Origin of the sequence: Ectothiorhodospira haloalkaliphila ATCC 51935 (assembly GCF_000633935.1) — a bacterium.
GTDB lineage: Bacteria > Pseudomonadota > Gammaproteobacteria > Ectothiorhodospirales > Ectothiorhodospiraceae > Ectothiorhodospira > Ectothiorhodospira haloalkaliphila.
Genome location: NZ_KK214996.1, coordinates 1 through 18,242, shown reverse-complemented (window position 1 = coordinate 18,242; position 18,242 = coordinate 1). Strand labels below are relative to the sequence as shown.

At 59.0% G+C, this 18,242-nt stretch carries 19 protein-coding genes and 3 pseudogenes; 13 read left to right on the top strand and 9 right to left on the bottom strand.

Features of this window, described 5'->3' with window-relative positions; all coding sequences use genetic code 11:
* Nucleotides 1-534: 534 nt before the first annotated feature.
* Nucleotides 535-1,554 (bottom strand): coiled-coil domain-containing protein, encoded by a 1,020-nt coding sequence (locus ECTHA_RS20630; protein WP_238984764.1) that lies wholly within the window; start codon nt 1,552-1,554, stop codon nt 535-537.
* Between ECTHA_RS20630 and ECTHA_RS0101895 the strand changes: the two genes are divergently transcribed.
* Together ECTHA_RS0101895 and ECTHA_RS0101890 are read left to right on the top strand one after the other, a co-directional pair.
* On the top strand, nt 1,553-1,843 hold the full coding sequence (locus ECTHA_RS0101895) for a nucleotidyltransferase family protein (protein ID WP_025282612.1): 291 nt from the start codon (nt 1,553-1,555) through the stop codon (nt 1,841-1,843). The genes ECTHA_RS20630 and ECTHA_RS0101895 overlap by 2 nt on opposite strands.
* Entirely contained in the window at nt 1,840-2,202 is a 363-nt protein-coding gene (locus tag ECTHA_RS0101890) for a HepT-like ribonuclease domain-containing protein (protein ID WP_026623461.1), read from the top strand. The genes ECTHA_RS0101895 and ECTHA_RS0101890 overlap by 4 nt, the downstream gene beginning before the upstream one ends.
* Nucleotides 2,203-2,606: 404 nt before the next feature.
* On the opposite strand, the gene ECTHA_RS16590 is transcribed toward ECTHA_RS0101890, so the two are convergent.
* From ECTHA_RS16590 to ECTHA_RS20620, 5 genes and pseudogenes are all read right to left on the bottom strand, one after another.
* Entirely contained in the window at nt 2,607-2,891 is a 285-nt protein-coding gene (locus ECTHA_RS16590) for a CCDC90 family protein (RefSeq protein WP_025282613.1), read from the bottom strand.
* Between the two features lie 55 nt (nt 2,892-2,946).
* The gene (locus ECTHA_RS16585) at nt 2,947-3,780 is read right to left on the bottom strand and encodes an RpnC/YadD family protein (RefSeq protein ID WP_244875609.1); all 834 of its coding nucleotides are present in this window, start codon (nt 3,778-3,780) and stop codon (nt 2,947-2,949) included.
* Between the two features lie 285 nt (nt 3,781-4,065).
* Entirely contained in the window at nt 4,066-5,208 is a 1,143-nt protein-coding gene (locus tag ECTHA_RS0101875; protein ID WP_025282615.1) for a transposase, read from the bottom strand.
* 289 nt (nt 5,209-5,497) lie between these two features.
* On the bottom strand, nt 5,498-6,706 hold the full coding sequence (locus ECTHA_RS20625) for a flagellin (protein ID WP_420834494.1): 1,209 nt from the start codon (nt 6,704-6,706) through the stop codon (nt 5,498-5,500).
* Between the two features lie 488 nt (nt 6,707-7,194).
* A pseudogene (locus tag ECTHA_RS20620) lies at nt 7,195-7,708 on the bottom strand (flagellin N-terminal helical domain-containing protein); the annotation flags it as partial.
* Nucleotides 7,709-8,529: 821 nt separating this feature from the next.
* Between ECTHA_RS20620 and ECTHA_RS20615 the strand changes: the two are divergent.
* The 8 genes and pseudogenes from ECTHA_RS20615 to ECTHA_RS0101835 all read left to right on the top strand — a co-directional run.
* A pseudogene (locus ECTHA_RS20615) lies at nt 8,530-9,046 on the top strand (flagellin N-terminal helical domain-containing protein); the annotation flags it as partial.
* 1,424 nt (nt 9,047-10,470) lie between these two features.
* Nucleotides 10,471-10,722, top strand: a pseudogene (locus ECTHA_RS20740) (flagellin); the annotation flags it as partial.
* 92 nt (nt 10,723-10,814) lie between these two features.
* A complete protein-coding gene (locus ECTHA_RS19220) occupies nt 10,815-11,231 on the top strand; it encodes a flagellar protein FlaG (RefSeq protein ID WP_035369037.1) in 417 nt (138 codons plus the stop codon).
* Nucleotides 11,232-11,362: 131 nt separating this feature from the next.
* Nucleotides 11,363-12,778 (top strand): flagellar filament capping protein FliD, encoded by a 1,416-nt coding sequence (gene fliD / locus ECTHA_RS0101855; RefSeq protein WP_025281906.1) that lies wholly within the window; start codon nt 11,363-11,365, stop codon nt 12,776-12,778.
* A 102-nt stretch (nt 12,779-12,880) separates the two neighbouring features.
* The gene (gene fliS, locus ECTHA_RS0101850; RefSeq protein ID WP_025281905.1) at nt 12,881-13,297 is read left to right on the top strand and encodes a flagellar export chaperone FliS; all 417 of its coding nucleotides are present in this window, start codon (nt 12,881-12,883) and stop codon (nt 13,295-13,297) included.
* Nucleotides 13,298-13,402: 105 nt separating this feature from the next.
* Nucleotides 13,403-14,638 (top strand): flagellin lysine-N-methylase, encoded by a 1,236-nt coding sequence (gene fliB, locus ECTHA_RS0101845; RefSeq protein WP_025281904.1) that lies wholly within the window; start codon nt 13,403-13,405, stop codon nt 14,636-14,638.
* Between the two features lie 97 nt (nt 14,639-14,735).
* Complete coding sequence (gene fliS, locus ECTHA_RS0101840; RefSeq protein ID WP_025281903.1) at nt 14,736-15,185, top strand: flagellar export chaperone FliS; 450 nt, start codon at nt 14,736-14,738, stop codon at nt 15,183-15,185.
* A 123-nt stretch (nt 15,186-15,308) separates the two neighbouring features.
* Nucleotides 15,309-15,653 carry a flagellar protein FliT gene (locus tag ECTHA_RS0101835; RefSeq protein WP_025281902.1) on the top strand — a complete coding sequence of 115 codons (345 nt, stop codon included), beginning with the start codon at nt 15,309-15,311 and terminating at the stop codon, nt 15,651-15,653.
* Nucleotides 15,654-15,760: 107 nt separating this feature from the next.
* Here the strand turns inward: ECTHA_RS0101835 and ECTHA_RS18775 are convergent, their stop codons facing one another.
* On the bottom strand, nt 15,761-16,549 hold the full coding sequence (locus tag ECTHA_RS18775) for a coiled-coil domain-containing protein (protein WP_051582539.1): 789 nt from the start codon (nt 16,547-16,549) through the stop codon (nt 15,761-15,763).
* A 165-nt stretch (nt 16,550-16,714) separates the two neighbouring features.
* On the opposite strand from ECTHA_RS18775, the gene ECTHA_RS19215 reads away from it, so the two are divergent.
* Nucleotides 16,715-16,858, top strand: a complete 144-nt coding sequence (locus tag ECTHA_RS19215) for a PIN domain-containing protein (RefSeq protein ID WP_419398048.1) — start codon at nt 16,715-16,717, stop codon at nt 16,856-16,858.
* A 12-nt stretch (nt 16,859-16,870) separates the two neighbouring features.
* Here the strand turns inward: ECTHA_RS19215 and ECTHA_RS0101820 are convergent, their stop codons facing one another.
* Nucleotides 16,871-17,353 carry a ribonuclease HepT family protein gene (locus ECTHA_RS0101820; RefSeq protein WP_025281901.1) on the bottom strand — a complete coding sequence of 161 codons (483 nt, stop codon included), beginning with the start codon at nt 17,351-17,353 and terminating at the stop codon, nt 16,871-16,873.
* A 2-nt stretch (nt 17,354-17,355) separates the two neighbouring features.
* Nucleotides 17,356-17,655: a nucleotidyltransferase domain-containing protein gene (locus ECTHA_RS0101815; RefSeq protein WP_025281900.1), complete on the bottom strand. Its 300-nt coding sequence runs from the start codon at nt 17,653-17,655 to the stop codon at nt 17,356-17,358.
* 94 nt (nt 17,656-17,749) lie between these two features.
* Here ECTHA_RS0101815 and ECTHA_RS16570 point away from each other — a divergent pair, with 94 nt between their 5' ends.
* The gene (locus tag ECTHA_RS16570) at nt 17,750-17,953 is read left to right on the top strand and encodes a type II toxin-antitoxin system RelE/ParE family toxin (RefSeq protein ID WP_025281899.1); all 204 of its coding nucleotides are present in this window, start codon (nt 17,750-17,752) and stop codon (nt 17,951-17,953) included.
* Between the two features lie 62 nt (nt 17,954-18,015).
* On the top strand, nt 18,016-18,242 hold a 227-nt coding region (locus tag ECTHA_RS0101805; RefSeq protein WP_026623588.1), incomplete at its 3' end, for a transposase.

The following is an 18,242-nucleotide window of genomic DNA, read 5'->3' as shown; positions in this document are numbered from 1 at the left end:
CCCCTGCGGGCAATACCAGCGGGCGATCCGTGCCCCCCGAGGCCGCTTGCGCGCATAGCTGCCGTGGCGGGCAAAGCCACAGCCCCCGGCAGGATGCAGCGGACAACACGTCAGGCTTGCTTTCAACCAGCCTTGCTGGGTAACGTATTGTTCGCCGGTCAAAGGCGTTCTCAACCGCAATAGCACACCGGCCACCGGCCCGCACGGCGGCTACCGTGGCGGGCCACTTTTATGGGTTGGCCTCAGATCATGCCCCTGTCCGCCCCGATCCGCCAGCCCGGTGAATCAATCCGGGCACTTCGCCTCACACCCGACTCACACTCTGCCACCACGCTGGCTCTATCAACGAGGAAATAATCCGCTTCAGATCAGGCGGTGATCAGCGATTTGGGGTGGGAAACAACACCATGTTCGCCGCCAAGCGCCACCAAGTAGCGTCTGGCAAAACGTGGAGGTGCCGGCCTGCTGCAGGATCTGACCCCAGGTGAGGGCTGCCGTTTCGTGGGAGCGGGGCCTGCCCGCAAAGGGATGATGCTAACCAGCGAAAAATCGCATCGCACCCAGGATCAGGATGGCGTAGGCCAGCAGCGCACCTAGCGTCCATTTAATGATATCTACCTTGTGGTGCGCAGTCTCGGCCCGCAGCTGCTCGATATCCCGGCGCAGATTCCCTTCAATCTGTCGAGTCTCGGCCCGCAGCTGCTCGATCTCTTTCTGAAGATCCCCTCGCAGTTGCTCGATATCCCGGCGCAGATTCCCTTCAATCTCCCGCGTTTCGGCCCGCAGCTGCTCGATCTCTTTCTGAAGATCTCCTCGCAGTTGCTCGATATCCCGGCGTAGATTCCCTTCAATCTCCCGCGTTTCAGCCCGCAGCTGCTCGATCTCCTTCTGCAGCCGCAGTTCAGTTTCCCTTAGCGCTGCATTGGTAGCCAGATCGTTCACAGCCGGGAAGCGGCGTTCCACATGCTCGATGGCTTCCACGATCAATCGCGCCCGGGTCTTCTCGTCTGGCGCGCTGCTGATCTGTTCGTAGAGTTCGATTACTGAGGTCATGGTGGGCAGTATGACACCGCTTGGTTGGGGGTGCCAGATGAGGCGATAGGCTGAACGCCAAGCGACGTGGCCCTTGCTCTCTCCGAGCCGTACGGATACCCCGCAGATACCGACATTGCCTTCGCGCCGCCAGATCCACCAGACTCGCCGGCGCCCCGATGGCCGAGCCAAAGGAACGGAATAGATCGCCAGCGCGATAAAGGACTCAGTCCCCATACCCATGCGCGCGAGCAGTTTCGGTGTGCCTTCCGGAATGCGTCCCCGTTTGGTGGGGTGAACGCAGCGGCCCAGGGTCCGCGTGAGTTCCACATAATCCGGCCATGAGAAGGGGATACCTGCCTCGAATCGGCCCGTGCCGTCAAAAGGCATCAGCGGAGCCAGCTGCAGGGACCGCAACACACGCTCCTCGCGCAGGGTCTCACTATTGCGGAGATGATTCTTGAACAGTGCTATCATCGGTTCATGTTGTCCCAACGAGCTTCGATAAGAAAGGATATTCATGCGACCGTCTGCTGCACTTGATATGAAGCGAGACGCAGTGCGTCAGGTAGTCGGTCGCTTCCGCACCGCGAACCCGCGCATCTTCGGTTCCGTGCTGCATGGCACCGACCGGGATGGCAGCGACCTTGATCTACTGGTTGACGCGCTGCCTGGTGCAACGCTGTTGGACTTGGGCGATTTGGAAGAAGAGCTCAAAACACTGCTCGGCGTGGACGTCGATCTGCTTACACCTGGTGACCTGCCGCCGAAGTTCCGGGTCAAGGTGCTTGCGGAGGCTCAACCGGTATGAGTGAAAATCGGCTACCCGACTACCTTGACCACATACAGCAGGCCGCAGCCGATGCCTGCAGTTTCGTGGAAGGATTGTCCAAGGACGACTTCCTGACCGACAAACGCACCCAGCAGGCCGTCATCATGAATTTTATCATCATCGGCGAGGCCGCTACCAAGGTGATGGATAGCTACGCCGAGTTCACCCAGGCGCACGCCGAAGTACCATGGCGCAGCATGCGCAATATGCGCAATCGCATGGCCCACGGCTATTTTGACATCGACCTCGATGTGGTGTGGGAGACGGTACAGAAATGGTTACCGACGTTGATCAAGCAGCTGCCTGCCGTGCGTCAAAAAGCCGAGGATGCTGGTTGATCGCGCGCAAGGCTGGTTCTGCGGAATGGCCATGCGCGTGCGACGATGGAACGGCAACAAGATAGGTGGGAGCGGCCCTCGGCCGCGAAAAGCGGAGGGCACTGATATCGTTTCCCCGCACGGGCCACAGCGTGCCCCATCGTTCACGACGCTGCCAAAAGCTCCTGCCCAAACACATCACGAGCCGTCCGGATACCCCGCAGATATCGACATTGCCTTCGCGCCGCCAGATCCACCAGACTTGCCGGCGCCCCGATGGCCGATCCAAAGGAATGGAACAGATCGCCAGCATGCGCGATAAAGGCATCAGTCCCCAGACCCATGCGCGCCAGTAGTTTCGGCGTGCACGTGAAAGGCGCTTTTGTTTGCAGGGTCATTCCAGGGCTTGACTGATCGACTGAGTCCTAGCCGAAGAAATAGCGCATGCCACCCAGGATGAGGGCGGTATGGGCCAGCAGGGCACCCAGAGTCCATTTGATGATGTCCACCTTCTGGCGCCCCATTTCTGCTCTGAGGTTGCCCTCGATCTGCAGGGTTTCGGCCCGCAACTTTTCTATCTCTTGTTTGACATCCCCTCGCAGCTGCTCGATCTCCTTCTGCAGCCGCAGTTCAGTTTCCCTCAACAAAGCATTGGTAGCCAGATCATTCACAGCCGGGAAGCGGCGTTCCACATGCTCGATGGCTTCCACGATCAGGTATCGGGCGACACCTCAGCCGCCGAAGTTTACCTGGGGAGCGGCAGGATCAGTGATTGCCCAGGAGTGCTTCCAGGCTCTCGGCGGACAGGATCTTGACGACCCACTCATCCAACTGCTCATCGCTGGCCTGGCTCAGGCGCTCATCGGCCCAGGTAGGCAGTTCTCCAAACTTCAAGGCAATTTGCTTGCGCAGGGTGTCCGCAACACCCAGATGGTGGCCCTGCTCAAGTCCTTTCTCCATCCCCTGTTCAAGTCCCTTCTCCATCCCCAACCGCTCAGCCGTATTGATGTAAGGCATACGCTTTTCCTCCTCAATGGCATAGACCACTTCCAGAAAACCTCGTTCCAGTCCCCTGGGCAGCTGGATCATCCAGTCGATGATATGAAACAGCCGCTGAATCTCAGCCCGACTGTAACCCCGTTCATAAAGCAGACGAATCAGGCCCACCTTGGCACGCTGACGCTCCTCTCCATCATCCAGCCGCTTGGCCTTGATCTGCGCCATCACCACCAAGGCGAAGACATTCTCGCTGAACTCCAGGTCCGCCCAGCGTGCCTCCCAGTCGATCAACTTGGTCATGGGAAACGCAAAGCTCAGCTCACACCCCCAACGGGCATACCGGAAGCGCTCCGGCCGAAACCCCGGGCTGGTGTCTGCCAGCACCGCCAGGCTCACCACATCCACCCCGTACCGGTCCCGCAAGCGGTACTGGTAAGTGTACATCCGCTGTGCAAACCCATCCTCTGGCTCACCCTGCACCTCCACATGAACCAGCACCCAGGTCTCACCCCCATCCCGGGCATACACCTTGATGAGCTTGTCCGCGTGGCGCCGGCCACTGCTGGCGTCTGCCGTGATCTGCTGCAACTCCTTGTCCATGGCGCTGTACCCCCGCGACCAATCCACCTCCTCATGGATTGGAGGGGAACAGCAACCGCAAGAACTCCTCGAAGTAAGAGTCCAGGGCATCCTTCCAGGGGCTGTCGTGATCTGTACGCCGGGCGCTGTCTTGGTCAGTCATGGTCACTCCTTTGACGAAGCATGATTCTCTACCAAAGCCACCGCCGATGGAATGGCAACAAGGTGGGTAGGAGCGGCCCTCGGCCGCGAAAAGCGGAGGGCACAGATATCGTTTCCCCTGGCGGGCTACTGCGAGCCCAATCGTCACGATGCTGCCAAAAGGTCCTGCCCAAACATATCCCGAGCCGTCCTGATGCCCCGCAGGTACTGACACTGTCTTCGTGCCGCCAGATCCACCAGGCTCGCCGGTACGCCGATGGCCGAGCCAAAGGAATGGAACAGATCGAACGCGTGCGCGATAAAGGCTTCAGTCCCGATTCCCAGGCGTTTCAGCAGCTTTGGCGTGCCTTCCGGAATGCGTCCCCGTTTGGTGGGGTGAACGCAGCGGCCCAGGGTCTGCGTGAGTTCCACATAATCCGGCCATGAGAAGGGAATACCCGCCTCGAACCGGCCCGTGCCGTCAAAAGGCATCAGCGGAGCCGGCTGCAACGACCGCAGCACACGCTCCTCGCGCAGGATCTCACTATTGAAGATGCCACTGATGATGGCAGGGTCTGTCGGGGTGTTTTTGTGAAGGAGGGGAGGGCGGTCATCCTCGCGCTCGGGCAGCGCCTCGTCCACCTGGATGGCCGTGGCCTCTTCCTGACGTTGACTCAACCTGCGGGCGATGGAGGTGTGCATGCTGTCCTCCAGGCCCTCACACACCCCCGCCCGAATCGGATTCAGATCCACGTAGCTCATGGCCGCCAGCAACGCCTGTTCGTCCAGCAGCGCTTGACTCTTGAAGCGCCCCTCCCAGAACCGCCCCCGGACCTTGTCTTCCGCATTGGCGCGGCGGGCAATGGATTCGTTCAACACCCGCATGAACCAGGAAAGATCATGCAACCGGCCGCGGTACTCATCGGCATAGGCCTCGGCACTCGCCACCTCCGCCGCCGAAAGCGTCTCCCGGGCCTCCGACAGATAACGCTGCACCACCTCCGGGCCGCTGAACAGACGCGTCCAGCGCGACAGCACCTCCCGGTCATCCCAGCGCCTGGACCGCTGAGCATCCACCCGCAACACCAGATGGTAGTGGTTGCTCATGACCGCGTAGGCGGCCACATCAATGGCAAACACGGACGCCAGCCCCAGGGCGCGTTCCTCTATCCACCCGCGCCGGTGCTCATAGTCGTTGCCGGTGACCGAATCCCGGCCACAAAGAAACGCTCGCCGCACGCAGCGGGACACCACGTGATACCAGGGCGTGTCTTCGAGGCAGATCTGGGAGGCGCGGGGCTGGGTCATGGGGTGAGCTTAGTGGGGTGGTGGGTGGGAGTCAATAAGAAAGTGGGTGTCCTATACTAGACTATACTAGGCGGCCACGGGGTCGCTCTCCTGCCAGGGCCGATTTCCGGTTGGGCGGGCGAGGTTGGCCACGGATTCAGGTATAACTGATGCTGGTCGGTCCGATAGACCACGTTCCTACGGAGCGAAGTGGGGCCTGTGGGAGTCCTCGCCCCCTACATCCAGAACCGGGCAGGGCTGAGCCTGCCCGGTGCCCCTTCCGCCGCGAAGAGGACTTGGACAATCCAGATTAGCCCTGAAGCAGCTGCAGCACGCTCTGTGGCAACTGGTTGGCCTGGGCTAGCACACTGGTGCCTGCCTGCTGCAGGATCTGGCCCCGGGTGAGGGCGGCCGTTTCGGCGGCGAAATCCGCGTCCATGATCCGGGAGCGGGAAGCGCTGAGGTTTTCAGAGCCCACGGTCAGGTTGGAAATTGTGGATTCCAGTCGGTTCTGAACCGCACCAAGTTGGGCTCGCAGCCCGTTGATCTGCTGCAGAGCGAAATCCACGGCCAACAATGTATCGTTACTGGAATCAATGCTGAGAACGGAGAAGTTGTCCACCAGTTGTGAGTTGTCCTTAGTGGTTGCTTCCACAGTGCGTTCCAGCGGTTCATCTTCCAGGCCCAGATCGCTTTCAATTTTTACTGTGAAGTCTCCGCCCAGGGTTGATGTGAAATTGATGTCTGTGCCATCGTAACTCACGTTAGCGCGTACGCCCGTGTCAGCGGTTTCGCGGTTGATTCGGCCAACCACATCATCCAGCGATCGGGCGTCGGGTATGCTTATCACTACCGGATCTTCATTTCGCGGTCCTTCGATAGTGATTTCGAATAAACCCGTTTGCCCGCTGGCGAAATACTGATTCAGGTCCTGCACTACAGCCCCTTGCAGGGTGTCATCGAAGAGGGCGGCGTTCCTGCCGTCTTCCAGGTTAAGGTCAAACACAAAGTCGGTGAATCCACTGTTGGTAAATACCAATTCAGTGCCATCGACCGTTACAGCGATATCTTCGTTACCTGCCTGAGTGCGGATGGTGTCCTCAATGGCATTGGCGAGCGTGGTCAGCGTACTACCGCGCTCTACGCTGAACTCGAATTCGCCAACTCCGGTGATATTAATCGTTCCGGTGCTACCGAGGCTGATGTCGAATGTACCTGCAGTATCAACTCGATCGGTCGTCGTAATTATAGTACCGGCAGCAGCAGTTTGGTTCGTTGCTGTCTGTGTAACCCCAGCATCATCCGTCACAGAAAGAGAAAAGTTAGCTGTTTCCAGTGTCTTGTTGATGAACACCAAATTGTTGCTGCCGTCGGCGCTAAACAGGTCGTCCCCTATACCTTGGATACCTGCAAACTCAGATTGCTGAGTGATAGCCGTATTCAGCTTAGTTGCCAACTCACCGACGTCGCCGCTAAAGCCAGAAAGGGCATCTGTTAAGTCAACAGTTTCTCCGCCCATGGTGAAGCTGAAATTGCCAACAGACAACGGGTCAGTAGATAAATCGTTGAGAACAGTCACTGCATCAGCGGGGTCAATGGTCGCAACAGTCAAGCCTCCTGAATCAGTGACAGAAGTACCATCCCCCGTCCTGAGGTCCGACACCATTGTCACATTTTCCGAGCTCAGGTTCGTGATGCTCACCGTCTGTTTACTGGCGTTAAAGCTGACTTCGTAGTCCTCTGCGTTCAGCCCTGCATCTGCGGCAATGGCTGACGTGATGGCATCAGCAATGGTTTTCATCTGAACCGCCGAATCGGCACCATCATCGACGTCCACATCCAGCACAAGTGCCCGGCCATCGATGGTCAGGGTGCCGGTCAAGTTTTCAGTAGTGAAGTCCACACCCGAAAAGTTGAGGGCGGCCTCACCACCATCCGTCCGACTCACAGGCGTATTGCCTAGCGTTACCCCGCCCGCTTCGTCGGCATCCTTGCTCTTGGCGATCAGCGCCCCCAGCTGACTCCCACGGGCATCCACACCATCCACGACGATGGTCTGGCCCGAGTTGGCGCCTACCTGGAAGAATAGATCCTTCAATGTGCCATCCAGCACATTTTCGTCATTAAACTGAGTGGCAGCGGCGATGCGGTTGATCTCTGCAACGGCCTGCTTTACCTCCCCATCGAGAGCTTCCCGGTCGGTGCTGGAGTTGGTGTCGTTGGCCGACTGCACGGCCAGCTCGCGGATACGTTGCAACAGTTGACCCGTCTGCTCCAGTGCGCCTTCCGCGGTCTGGGAGAAGCTGATGGCATCATTGGCATTGCGCACGGCCTGATTGAGGCCGTTGATTTGGGCGGTGAATCGCTCCGATATGGCCAGGCCAGCGGCGTCGTCCTTGGCGCCATTGATGCGCATCCCCGAAGAGAGCCTTTCCAGGGCCTGCTGCAACTGCCCCTGGCTCTGGTTCAAATTCCGCTGGGCGTTCAGGGACGCGATGTTGGTGTTGATGACTTGAGACATGATGATGATCTCCCTCTAGGATTCGCGGCGGCAGGGCTTGCCTCACGGCGCCAGGAGGAATGCCAGAATGGCGCAAATGCACGGCAGTGCCCTTGTGAAAGCAGTCAAGCAAGCCCCGTGCCAGAGCCTGCATGGAGCTGCAGGGCTTGCTAGTGAGGGTGTGTGAATCCTATGTGGATCAATGGCTTGAAGGGTGTTTGCTTGGTCTGATGCGCCGGGCTGGTCGCATCCCTCGTGAACGCGTGTGGCTGGGTGGGGGACGGCATCGCCGGTGGGGGATTGCCGGCGAAGGGCAATGGGTTGCACCGCCTGGCTTCCGGCCGGTTCGGGAAGGACGTTGAACAACAGGACTCATTCGGGTGGCTGTCCCGGCCATGCTGACCGCCAAAGTGCTCAGTCAATCAGATGCGTCGACCAAACGCTCGCGTTGTACCCCTGAGCTTGGTTCCATTCCCGCCTCCTTCCTTGCCTGTGGGGCGCCGGTTTCTTTTCCTGCGTCTCGGGAAGCCCCTCCTGCTCCCCTCAGTGGCCAGTCGCAGGCGGCCGTATTGACGCCAATTGCCGCTTCTCGAGATCGTAAGCAGCCGGCTTAATCCCACTAAAGATCCCGAAAGGCCATTAAAAACAAATGCTTGGAATTCGCCCTGGCCGTTGTCTATACTCCACCCCAGGGATCGGCAAAATTTTGCCACAGGGGCTAAAGATTGCCGCGCGGGGGCCGATAAGGTGGGTGAAGGGAGTAGCCAGCCGGCGTAGCCAAGGCACTCCATCATCCACTTGGATTCACGGGGCCTCGCCCCAGAGTGATCAGGAGAACGGCCATGTCACAGGTAATCAACACAAACATCGCGTCGCTGAGTGCCCAGCGCAACCTGAACCAGAGCCAGGGGCAGTTGCAGCAGTCGCTGGAGCGTCTGTCCTCCGGTCTGCGCATCAATAGCGCCAAGGATGACGCTGCCGGCCTCGCCATCTCCGAGCGTTTCAGTTCGCAGATTCGAGGCATGGATCAGGCCATCCGCAACTCCAACGACGGCATCAGCTTCGCCCAAACCGCCGAAGGCGCCCTGCAGGAAATCGGCGATCTGTTGCAGCGGGTGCGCGAACTGGCCGTGCAGTCGGCCAACGACACGAACTCAGCGTCGGACCGCGCAGCACTGGATCAGGAAGTGCAGCAGGCCGTTGCGGAGATTAACCGTATCGCCTCTACCACGCAGTTTAACGATCAAAATATTCTGGACGGTACTCGCGAAGCCCTCACCTTCCAGGTGGGTGCAAATACCGGCCAGACCATCAACTTCTCCGGAGTCGACTCCCGGGGTAATCAGTTGGGCGCGGTGATTGCGGGCACCAAAGTAGATGACGTCAGCTTGGGTAATACAGAGGTCAGTCGGACGGATGGTGGTGAGGCTGTGCTAAGCTTTGCAAATGTAGAACTTGACGGTGGTAATAATGTTGCTGGCACGTTGAGTATTGATGGGCGTGACTTGGTGATTGATGTGGACGCTGACGTCGGCACAAATGCTGAGAACATGGAGGCCATCGCCAATGCTATTAGAACCGCTATCGCCAATGATGCTGGTCTGAATGAGGAGGACTATGAGGTCAGCTCTAATGCAACTGATCAGACGGTAAGTATCACGAATCTGAGCGAAGCAAATGTGTCGGTGGTCTCTAGCTTGAGGACAGATAGTGGTAACATCGTTAGTGAAACTGGTGGTGAGGCAAAAGCGGCAGAAATAACGGCTACTTCAGACGTGGGGGTCCTTGGCAACCCCGGAACTGGAAATTATACAGTAAGTAATTTCAGCTTCACTATGGGTGGAAGTACAGTCGATCTCACTGATGCGGTTTCTGGCACTTATGTTACCGATGCTGACTTAGCAGAAGCGCTTAACAGTGCGATTACCCAGCAGCCAGAGTTTGCGGGTATTCAAGGTATCGATGCAACTGATTTTGGCTTTTCTGTAACCGGTGGAACAGATGTGCAATTTACTAATACCACGCTGGAAGCAGTCAATATTTCGCTTTCGGTCGACGGTACTGGTGACGGGGATTCCGTATCCGACCAGACGATCTCAGCCGGCACTTTAGATACGAGCGGGGCGACAGATTCAGTTGATACTACAGGTGCATTCGACATCAGCCTCGGTAGCACCGGAACGATTAATATCACCGGAGTTGGCGAATTCGAGTTCAGCGTAGAGCGCGGTAGTACGCTGACCACGCTGGCCAATGCCATTGAGGACACCATCCGCACTCAGGCAGGTAACGAAGATATCGCTGTGACGGTCGATGGCGATAAGTTGGTGTTTACCAACAGCGGATTCACCGACTTTAACTTTGACCTTGACCTGGAAGATGGCGCCAACGCCGCCCTCTTCGATGACACCCTGCAAGGTGCTGTAGTGCAGGACCTGAATCAGTATTTCGGTTCCGGAGAAACCGTGAACTTCGAAGTGAGCCTGGGCGAGGAGAAATTCGTGATCAACGACGCTCGCTCGCTGACTGACGTGGCTGGCGCCATCAACGCACGCAGCTCCGATACCGGGATTCGTGCCAATGTGAGCAGCGACGGTCGGGACATCAACTTCTCCACGGATCGTGGTGGGGAGTTCGAGGTCACCCTGAAGGCCGATGTGGGTGGGACCGGCGAGTTTGAGGTCAACACCGCGGTCAGTGCCAATGCTGCGGATAACTCCAGCTTTGTGGACGGCTTTGGGGTGGATACCCTGGATCGGGCCAATGAGACTCTGCTGGTGGCCGACTACGCCATCCAGCAGGTGAACAGCCTGCGGGCCGACATGGGTTCCATCCAGAACCGCCTGGAGGCTACCATCTCTAACCTGACGGTGGGATCGGAAAACCTCTCGGGTGCTCGTAGCCGGATTGTGGATGCGGACTTCGCCTCCGAAACGGCCGCCCTCACCCGGGCCCAGATCCTGCAGCAGGCAGGTACCTCGGTGCTGGCCCAGGCAAACCAGGCTCCCCAGAACGTGCTGGCACTGCTCCAGTAACACCCGGGGTGTGAAGTAGAGAACGCGGCAGCCCGGGTGACAACCGTCACCCGGGCTTTCGTGCTCCCTTCCAGGGGAAGAGGAGAAGGTCGATGGAAACATCAAACGTAAAGGTCAGCCCCCCGCCCATGGCGGTGCCAGCCAACAACGGCCAACGAAGTAGCGCGACAGGTGAAACCTTGCCGCCGCGTGCCGCGCCGGAAGGCAAGGCTATGCCGGAGGGGCGGGGGAGCGAGCCGGTGCCTGTCGCGAGTATGGCGGAGCGTTATGCCAGCGGTGAAAAACTCGAGGAGCAAGTGGACAACGCCGTGGATCGCATCAACGACTTTGTCCAGATCGTGCAAAGAGACCTCCAGTTTGCAGTGGATGATGCCACGGGTAAAACCATTGTTAAGGTGTTCGATTCCCAGACTGAAGAACTGATTCGTCAGTTGCCGCCGGATGAATTGCTGGCCATCGCGGAACATCTGGCCGAGGTGCGCGGCCTGCTGCTGAAGGAACAGGCATGAAACTAGCATGGTGGTTTGACCACAACACTTACGGGTTGCACGGCAAGGCAATCCATCGGGGGTCGGAGTAAGGGCGGGGCCAGCAATCCGGGCTCCGCTCGCCGGCGCCGGTTATGAGACCGAGGTGCAACATGGCAACAATCAGTTCAATGGGTGTCGGTTCCGGCATCGACGTACGGGGGCTGGTGGAACAGCTGATCGAGGCCGAGCGCAAGCCCACAGAAAACCGCATCGAAAGGCGTGAGGCGCGCCTGGAAAGTGAAATCTCGGGCCTCGGCAAACTCAGCAGTGCCCTGGATGAATTCGGCTCGGCTGTGGACAACGTGAAGAATACGGCGGATTTCCGGCAATTGGAGATGCGCGTGGGCAATGAGGCCATGGTGGATGCCGTGGCGGGCCGTGATGCCCCCCCGGGCAATTACGAGCTGAATGTGGAGCGACTGGCCCAAGCCCATCGGCTGGTCACCGGGGAGTCGGTGTTTGGTGAGGGCTTTTCCACTCAGACCTCGTTGGGTGCGGGTGACGTGACCATTCAGTTGGCGAATGGAGCCAGCGAGACTTTCTCGCTGGAGGCCGGCAAGGATTCCCTGCAAGACCTGCGGGCGCGCATCAATGCGGAGTCCACCCAGGTACGCGCGTCGGTGATGGAGGATGGCAAAAACGGACCGCGGCTGATCCTCACGGCGCGACAAACCGGCGAGCAGCAGGCCATCACGGAAATCCGCGTGGATAACACAGCCCCAGGGGCGAAACTTGATGAACTGGCCTTCAACGGTGCTGGCGTTGCAGAGGAAGGCAGCAATGGCGGCTTTACCGTGATGCGCCAGGCCCAGGATGCCCTGCTCAAGGTGGACGGACTGGACATTACCCGCTCCAGCAATGACTTCAACGACGTGATTGAAGGCGTGGACATGACCCTGAGGGATACGGGCATCACGCGGATCAGTGTGACCGAGCAGCAGGGTACCGCGCGGGAGGCCATCAAGGGATTCGTGGAGGCCTACAACACCCTGCGCGGCGAGTTGAATAAGCTGGGGGCCTTTAACCCGGAAACCGGAGAGACCGGCGCCCTCAATGGGGATGCCACCTTGCGTGGGGTGCAGAGCCGCCTGGCACGGAACCTCGGTGACACTGTGCAGGGCATGGAAGGCTCGGTGAGGGCGCTGGGGGACCTGGGTATCGTCAGCCGGCGCGATGGAACGCTGAGTCTGGATGAGGGCAAGCTCAACGAGGCGCTGAATCGGGACCGGGACGCGGTGATCTCACTGTTCACCGATCGAGAAGATGGCATTGCCGCGCGCATGGATGCGGTGGTCAAGGAGTTCACGGGGCGCGACAGTATCATCAACGACCGCACCCGTTCCCTGCAGGATCGCATGTCGGGGCTGGACGGGCAGCGCGCGCGCCTTGATCAGCGCATGGATCGTCTGGAGGCACGTTTAGTGGCGCAGTTCTCGGCCATGGATACCATGGTGGCCAAGATGAACCAGACCAGCGAATTTCTGGATAACCAGTTGATGGTGATGAACAATAATAACAAGCGTTAAAGGCAGGCTCGGGCAGAATGAAATGGCCTGCGGAGCCTAAACTTCCCGTGCCTTTGGCCGATAACACGGATAGAGCGAGCCAAACTACACGGAGCAACCGAAATGACCTATGCAGCCATGCACCGCGGGATCAATCAGTACCAGCAGGTGGGTGCCAGTGGCGCCGCCTTTGCTGATCCGCATCGCTTGATCGAGATGCTTCTGGATGGCGGCGTGGATCGCCTGGCTCAGGCCAAGGGCGCGATCGCGCGAGGCGATCGACGTGGGAAGGTCAAGCTGATCGATAAGGCTTTCAACATCATCGGCGGTCTGCGCGGTGGGCTGGATATGGACAGGGGCGGAGATATCGCCCGCAACCTGGATGATCTGTATGATTACATGCAGCGTCGCCTCACCTTGGCCAATGCCCACGACGATGTGGAGGGGCTGGATGAGGTGATTTCCCTGCTCAACGAGGTGCGGGAAGGATGGAAAGCCATTCCTGTGGAGGCTCGCAAGGCCGCTCCCGGCGCCTCGTGATAGAAGTGCTGAGCCTTCATGCGGGGAAAATTGAATCCTGTTCCATCAGCCCCCGGTCCATCCGGGGGCTGATGCGTTTGAAGGCGTTCGTGTGGAGATGAGTCGATGACCAAGACTGTGATGCCGGCCTATGTGCAAAGCTTTGTGTGCGATGGCCAGCGCTGTCCTGATAATTGCTGCCTGGGAACCTGGCGCATTCATGTGGATGAGCCTCACTATCGACGACTCAAGAAAGTGACCGATCCGGTTGTGAAACCGTTGGTGGACAAATACGTCAAGCGCAACCGTAATCGCCCGAATCGCAATAGTTTTGCCAAGCTGTTGCAGGACAGAGGGCAGAATCAATGCGCGTTTCTCAGTGAGGATCGCCTGTGTGGTCTGCAGCAACGCCTGGGCGCGGACTACCTGCACGATGTGTGCATGCTGTACCCCCGCCTGACCAATGAGATTATCGGGCACCCCCTTGAGCGCTCATTGAGCTTGTCCTGTCCGTTGGCGGCCGAACTGGCGCTGCTTGATCCGGACAGCATGACCTTTGTGGAGGTGGACCTTGATCTTCAGGGTCGGGAAATGTTCCACAGGGCACTGAATCCCTATGCGGGCCGTGACAAGCGCCCCGCATTGGCCCATGCGCTGGCATTGCGGCAGTTCACCATCCGGGTGCTGAAGACGCGGGATCTGCCGCTGTGGAAGCGGCTGGTGATCCTGGGGATCTTTTTTGACAAGGTGCAGCAGCGACTGGATGCGGGTGAGGTGGATCGCATTCCGGCGGAAATCAATCAGTACACGCAGATGGTGGTAGATAATTCCCTGAGCCAGTCGCTGGATGGGATTGTGGAGGATGCCACGCTGCCCATGAAGCTGGCCAAGGAGGTCATGACGCAAAAGATTTCTTCGAGCAAGTCAAGGGATTTGATGACTCTGTTTGTGCAATCCCTGGCCGGGATTGGCTTCAATTCCGATGATTCGGACGAGGTGAATGGGCAGCGTTATCAGCAGGTGTGTCGGGAGGCTTACGAGCCGTTCATGGCTTCTCGGGAATACCTGCTGGAGAATTATCTGGTGAACCATGTGTTCAGCAATATTTTCCCCATGAATCGCCAGACGCCCATGGACAGCTTCGCCATGATGGCCGTGCAGTATGCGGTGATCAAGATGCTGCTGGTCGGGCAGGCCGGACTGCAGCGGGACAACTTTGCGGAGAGCCATGTGGTCAATGTGGTGCAAAAGTTCGTGAAGGGTGTGGAGCACAGTCCTCAGTTCCTGGATCGGGTGCATGATCAGTTGGCAGAGAAAGGCTTGTTGTCGATGGGGTATATGGCGATCCTGGTCAGGAACTGAGTCCCGATGGGTGGCGGTATGTGGATCATCAGGCAACTCAAGGCTTGTGTGTTGTCTGCCGATAACCTGAGTGAAGGCGCACACGGGAGCCACGAAGATGACCTCGCCACACACACCCACGGGGGTGGATCGTTATCGGCAGGTGGATGCCGACAGCACGGCCTTTTCTGATCGCTGCCGGCTGATCCAGATGCTGTTTGATGGTGGCGTGGAGCGCCTGGCCCAGGCGCGTGCAGCGGTGATGCATGGGGATCGCGCTGCCCGGATTCGGTTGATTGGCAAGGCCTTCGATATCATTGCCGGCTTGCGAAGCGCGCTGAACCTGGAGAGGGGAGGGGAGATTGCCCGCAATCTGGATGACTTGTACGACTACATGCAGCGTCGTCTGGTCATGGCCAATTCCCGGGAGGATGTGGCCATTATTGATGAGGTGTTGCACTTGCTCACCGAGATCCGGGAGGGCTGGAAGTCCATCCCACCGGAGGTGCGTGAGGACCCGTCGGCCCATGTGGAGTTATCTGGCTCGGCGGGTAAGGTGGTGGAGTAGGGCTTTTGTGTGGGTGGTTCTGGGTTTTGTGCAAGGCGTCCGGAGTGCGTGTGTATTCCGGGCGTTTTTGCGTTTTGGAGTTCGTCTATTCGCGGCCGAGGGCCGCTCCCACGGGAGGGTGTGATGGGTCAGGGTGTGGAGGATGTACTGGCGGCAGCGGCGGAGCTTGAGCGCCTGGCGCGGCAGCGGATCACCTGGGCACGCCGGGGGGAGTGGGATGCCCTGGTGGAGAGCGAGGCGCGGCGGGGGGAGCTGGCTGCGCGGATTCGGGTGGATGTGTTTGAGGGGCGTGATGATCTGGGCCGTTCCCTGGCCGACCGGCTCACGCGGATACGGGATCTGGATGAGGAACTGGTGCCCCTGCTGGAGCAGGCCCGGGATGAGCTGGCGGTGGAGTTGCAGAAGGTGCAGAAGAAGGCGGCGGGGGCGCGGGCTTATGATCGGACATCGCGGGGGGAGAAGGGGTGATCGCGGTATCGTCCAGGCGAGAACCGAATAGCCTGCCCCGTGCGGTCTCGCCGGCCTGATCGGCGACGATGCGGCGGATGGTGCTTTGTTGCTGGGGGGGGGAGGCGTCAGCCGAGGATGAAGCGTATCCCGCCGAGGATGAGCGCAGTCTGGGCCAACAGGGCACCCAGGGTCCATTTGATGATTTCCACTTTTTGATGGGCCATGTCTGCCCGGATGAGGGCGGTCTCCTTGTGGAGTTCTCCCCTGAGTTGCTCAATGTCTCTCTGCACGTCACCGCGCAACTGCTCGATATCCTTGCGCAGATTGGCTTCGATCTGCTTAGTTTCGCCGCGAAGCTGCTCGATCTCCTTGTACAGATTGCCTTCCATCTGCTTTGTCTCGCCGCGAAGCTGCTCGATATCCTTGCGCAGGTTGGCTTCGATCTGCTTTGTCTCGTTGCGAAGCTGCTCGATCTCCTTGTACAGATTGCCTTCCATCTGCTTTGTCTCGCCACGAAGCTGTTCGATCTCCTTGTGCAGATTGGCTTCGATCTGCTTTGTCTCGCCGCGAAGCTGTTCGATCTCCTTGTGCAGATTGGCTTCGATCTGCTTTGTTTCGCCACGAAGCTGTTCGATCTGCTTATGCAGATTGCCTTCCATCTGCTTTGTCTCGCCGCGCAACTGCTCGATATCCTTGTGCAGATTGGCTTCGATCTGCCTGGTTTCGCCGCGCAGCAGTTCGATTTCCTTGACGAGTCGGAGCTCGGTTTCCTTGAGGGAAGTATTGGTGGCAAGGTCGTTGACGGCGGGGAAGCGGCGCTCCACGTGCTCGATGGCTTCCACAATGAGGCGCGCCCGGGTCTTTTCGTCCGGGGCGCTGCTGATCTGTTCGTAGAGGTCGATCACGGAGGTCATGGGTGGATTATCGCACCCCCCCCTGCTACCGCGCCAGCCTTGCCAGGTGCCTTTGATAACGCCGCATCACCAGCAGGTGCCCCACGGCCTGGAGTGGTTCAGATCCGGCTGGCGAATCCTGGGATAGCTGGTTTGGGGGGCCTGGCGTTACCGATGACTTCATGGATGATCGGGAGCAACCCGGGGTCCACCGGCCCCTACGACCAGATGCTGGCTGGCCACGCGCGTAGCCGGGGTCTGATCCTGATCACCAACAATCTGAAAGAGTTTGAACGGGTGGAAGGATTGCGGCTGGAGAATTGGGTTTAGGTTTACTTGCTTTCAACCCCTCCACCCGCGCGCTTCAAGATCCTTGAGGATGTTGTTGGTCACCTGAACCAGGGTGGCCACATATTCGTGGCCGCTTTGCAGGGCGTTGGCCAGGATGTTGGGATCGTCGATATATTCGTGGATCATTTGATTGCGCAGTTTGCGCATGGCCATCCAGTCTTCAGTTGAGGGGACCCATCCCAGGCGCTCGGCTTTGTCCAGGTTGTCGATGGCGGCGCCGGTCTTTTCGCCCAGGGCTTCCAGGTGGCGGGGGATCAGTTTGTCGCCCAGAGTGTCTTGCAGGCGGCCAAATCGTGCCACGAAGGCATCAGCGCGTTCGGCCAGGTCAATGTCCTGGGCCAGGGATCTGGCACGTGCTTCGGTGAACGGTTGAGCAAACAGGCGTGCATCGGTGAGGGCCAGGTGCCGGGCTTCCTTTTGTGCCAGGTCCGCGAGGAACCGCAGACGTTCGTGTGGCGTGGGTGGTTGGGGCATGGTTACAGGATCACCCCTTCGCGACGCGCCACATCATGGATTGGCAGGTGTCGCAGGTTGGGGGCGCTCAGGACCACATCGACTCTGCGGCCCTGCATTTGGCGACTTATCCTGGCGGAGAGGGTGGCCGAGAGTTGGGCGGGTTGCTCCACGGGTTCATCCAGTTCCACCAGGAGGTCCACATCCCCTCCACGGGCGGTGTCGTCCAGGCGAGAACCGAACAGCCGAACCCGGGCGGCCTCGCCGGCCTGATCGGCGACGATGCGGCGGATGGTGGTTTGTTGTTGGGGGGTGAGGCGCATGGGGTGAGTGTACTACGGTCGGCCGAATCCACCTATGCCTTGATAATAGGTTGAAACCTATATAGCTTCTTCCCTATAGTCGGAAGACCAACCCATGTGGCAGATAGAGCAGACCAGGACGTTTGAAGAGTGGTACTTTGCGCTGGACGACGCCGACCGTGAGAACGTGCTGGCAGCACTCTTGATGCTGAGGGAAAGGGGGCCAATGTTGCCGCGCCCCTACGCTGACACGGTGAATGGCTCGCAGTATCGCAACATGAAAGAGCTGAGGATCCAGAGCCAAGGGCGGCCGCTTTGAGGTGGACCCCAAAATTCGGACCAGGGGTTAAGCTCTGATCATTCCGACAGGAGAATCTGATCATGAGCAGGAAACGCAAGCAATACAGTGCCGACTTCAAGGCCAAGGTGGCCCTTGAGGCCCTCAAAGGGGAGCAGACCACCTCGGAGCTGGCAGCCCGCTTCGAGATCCATCCGACCATGGTGAGTCAGTGGCGGCGTGAGTTGCTGGACAAGGCGACGGGGATCTTCGAGGGCAAGGGCGGCGGCAAAGCGGCCCAGAAGACCCAGGAGGAGATCGACACCCTGTA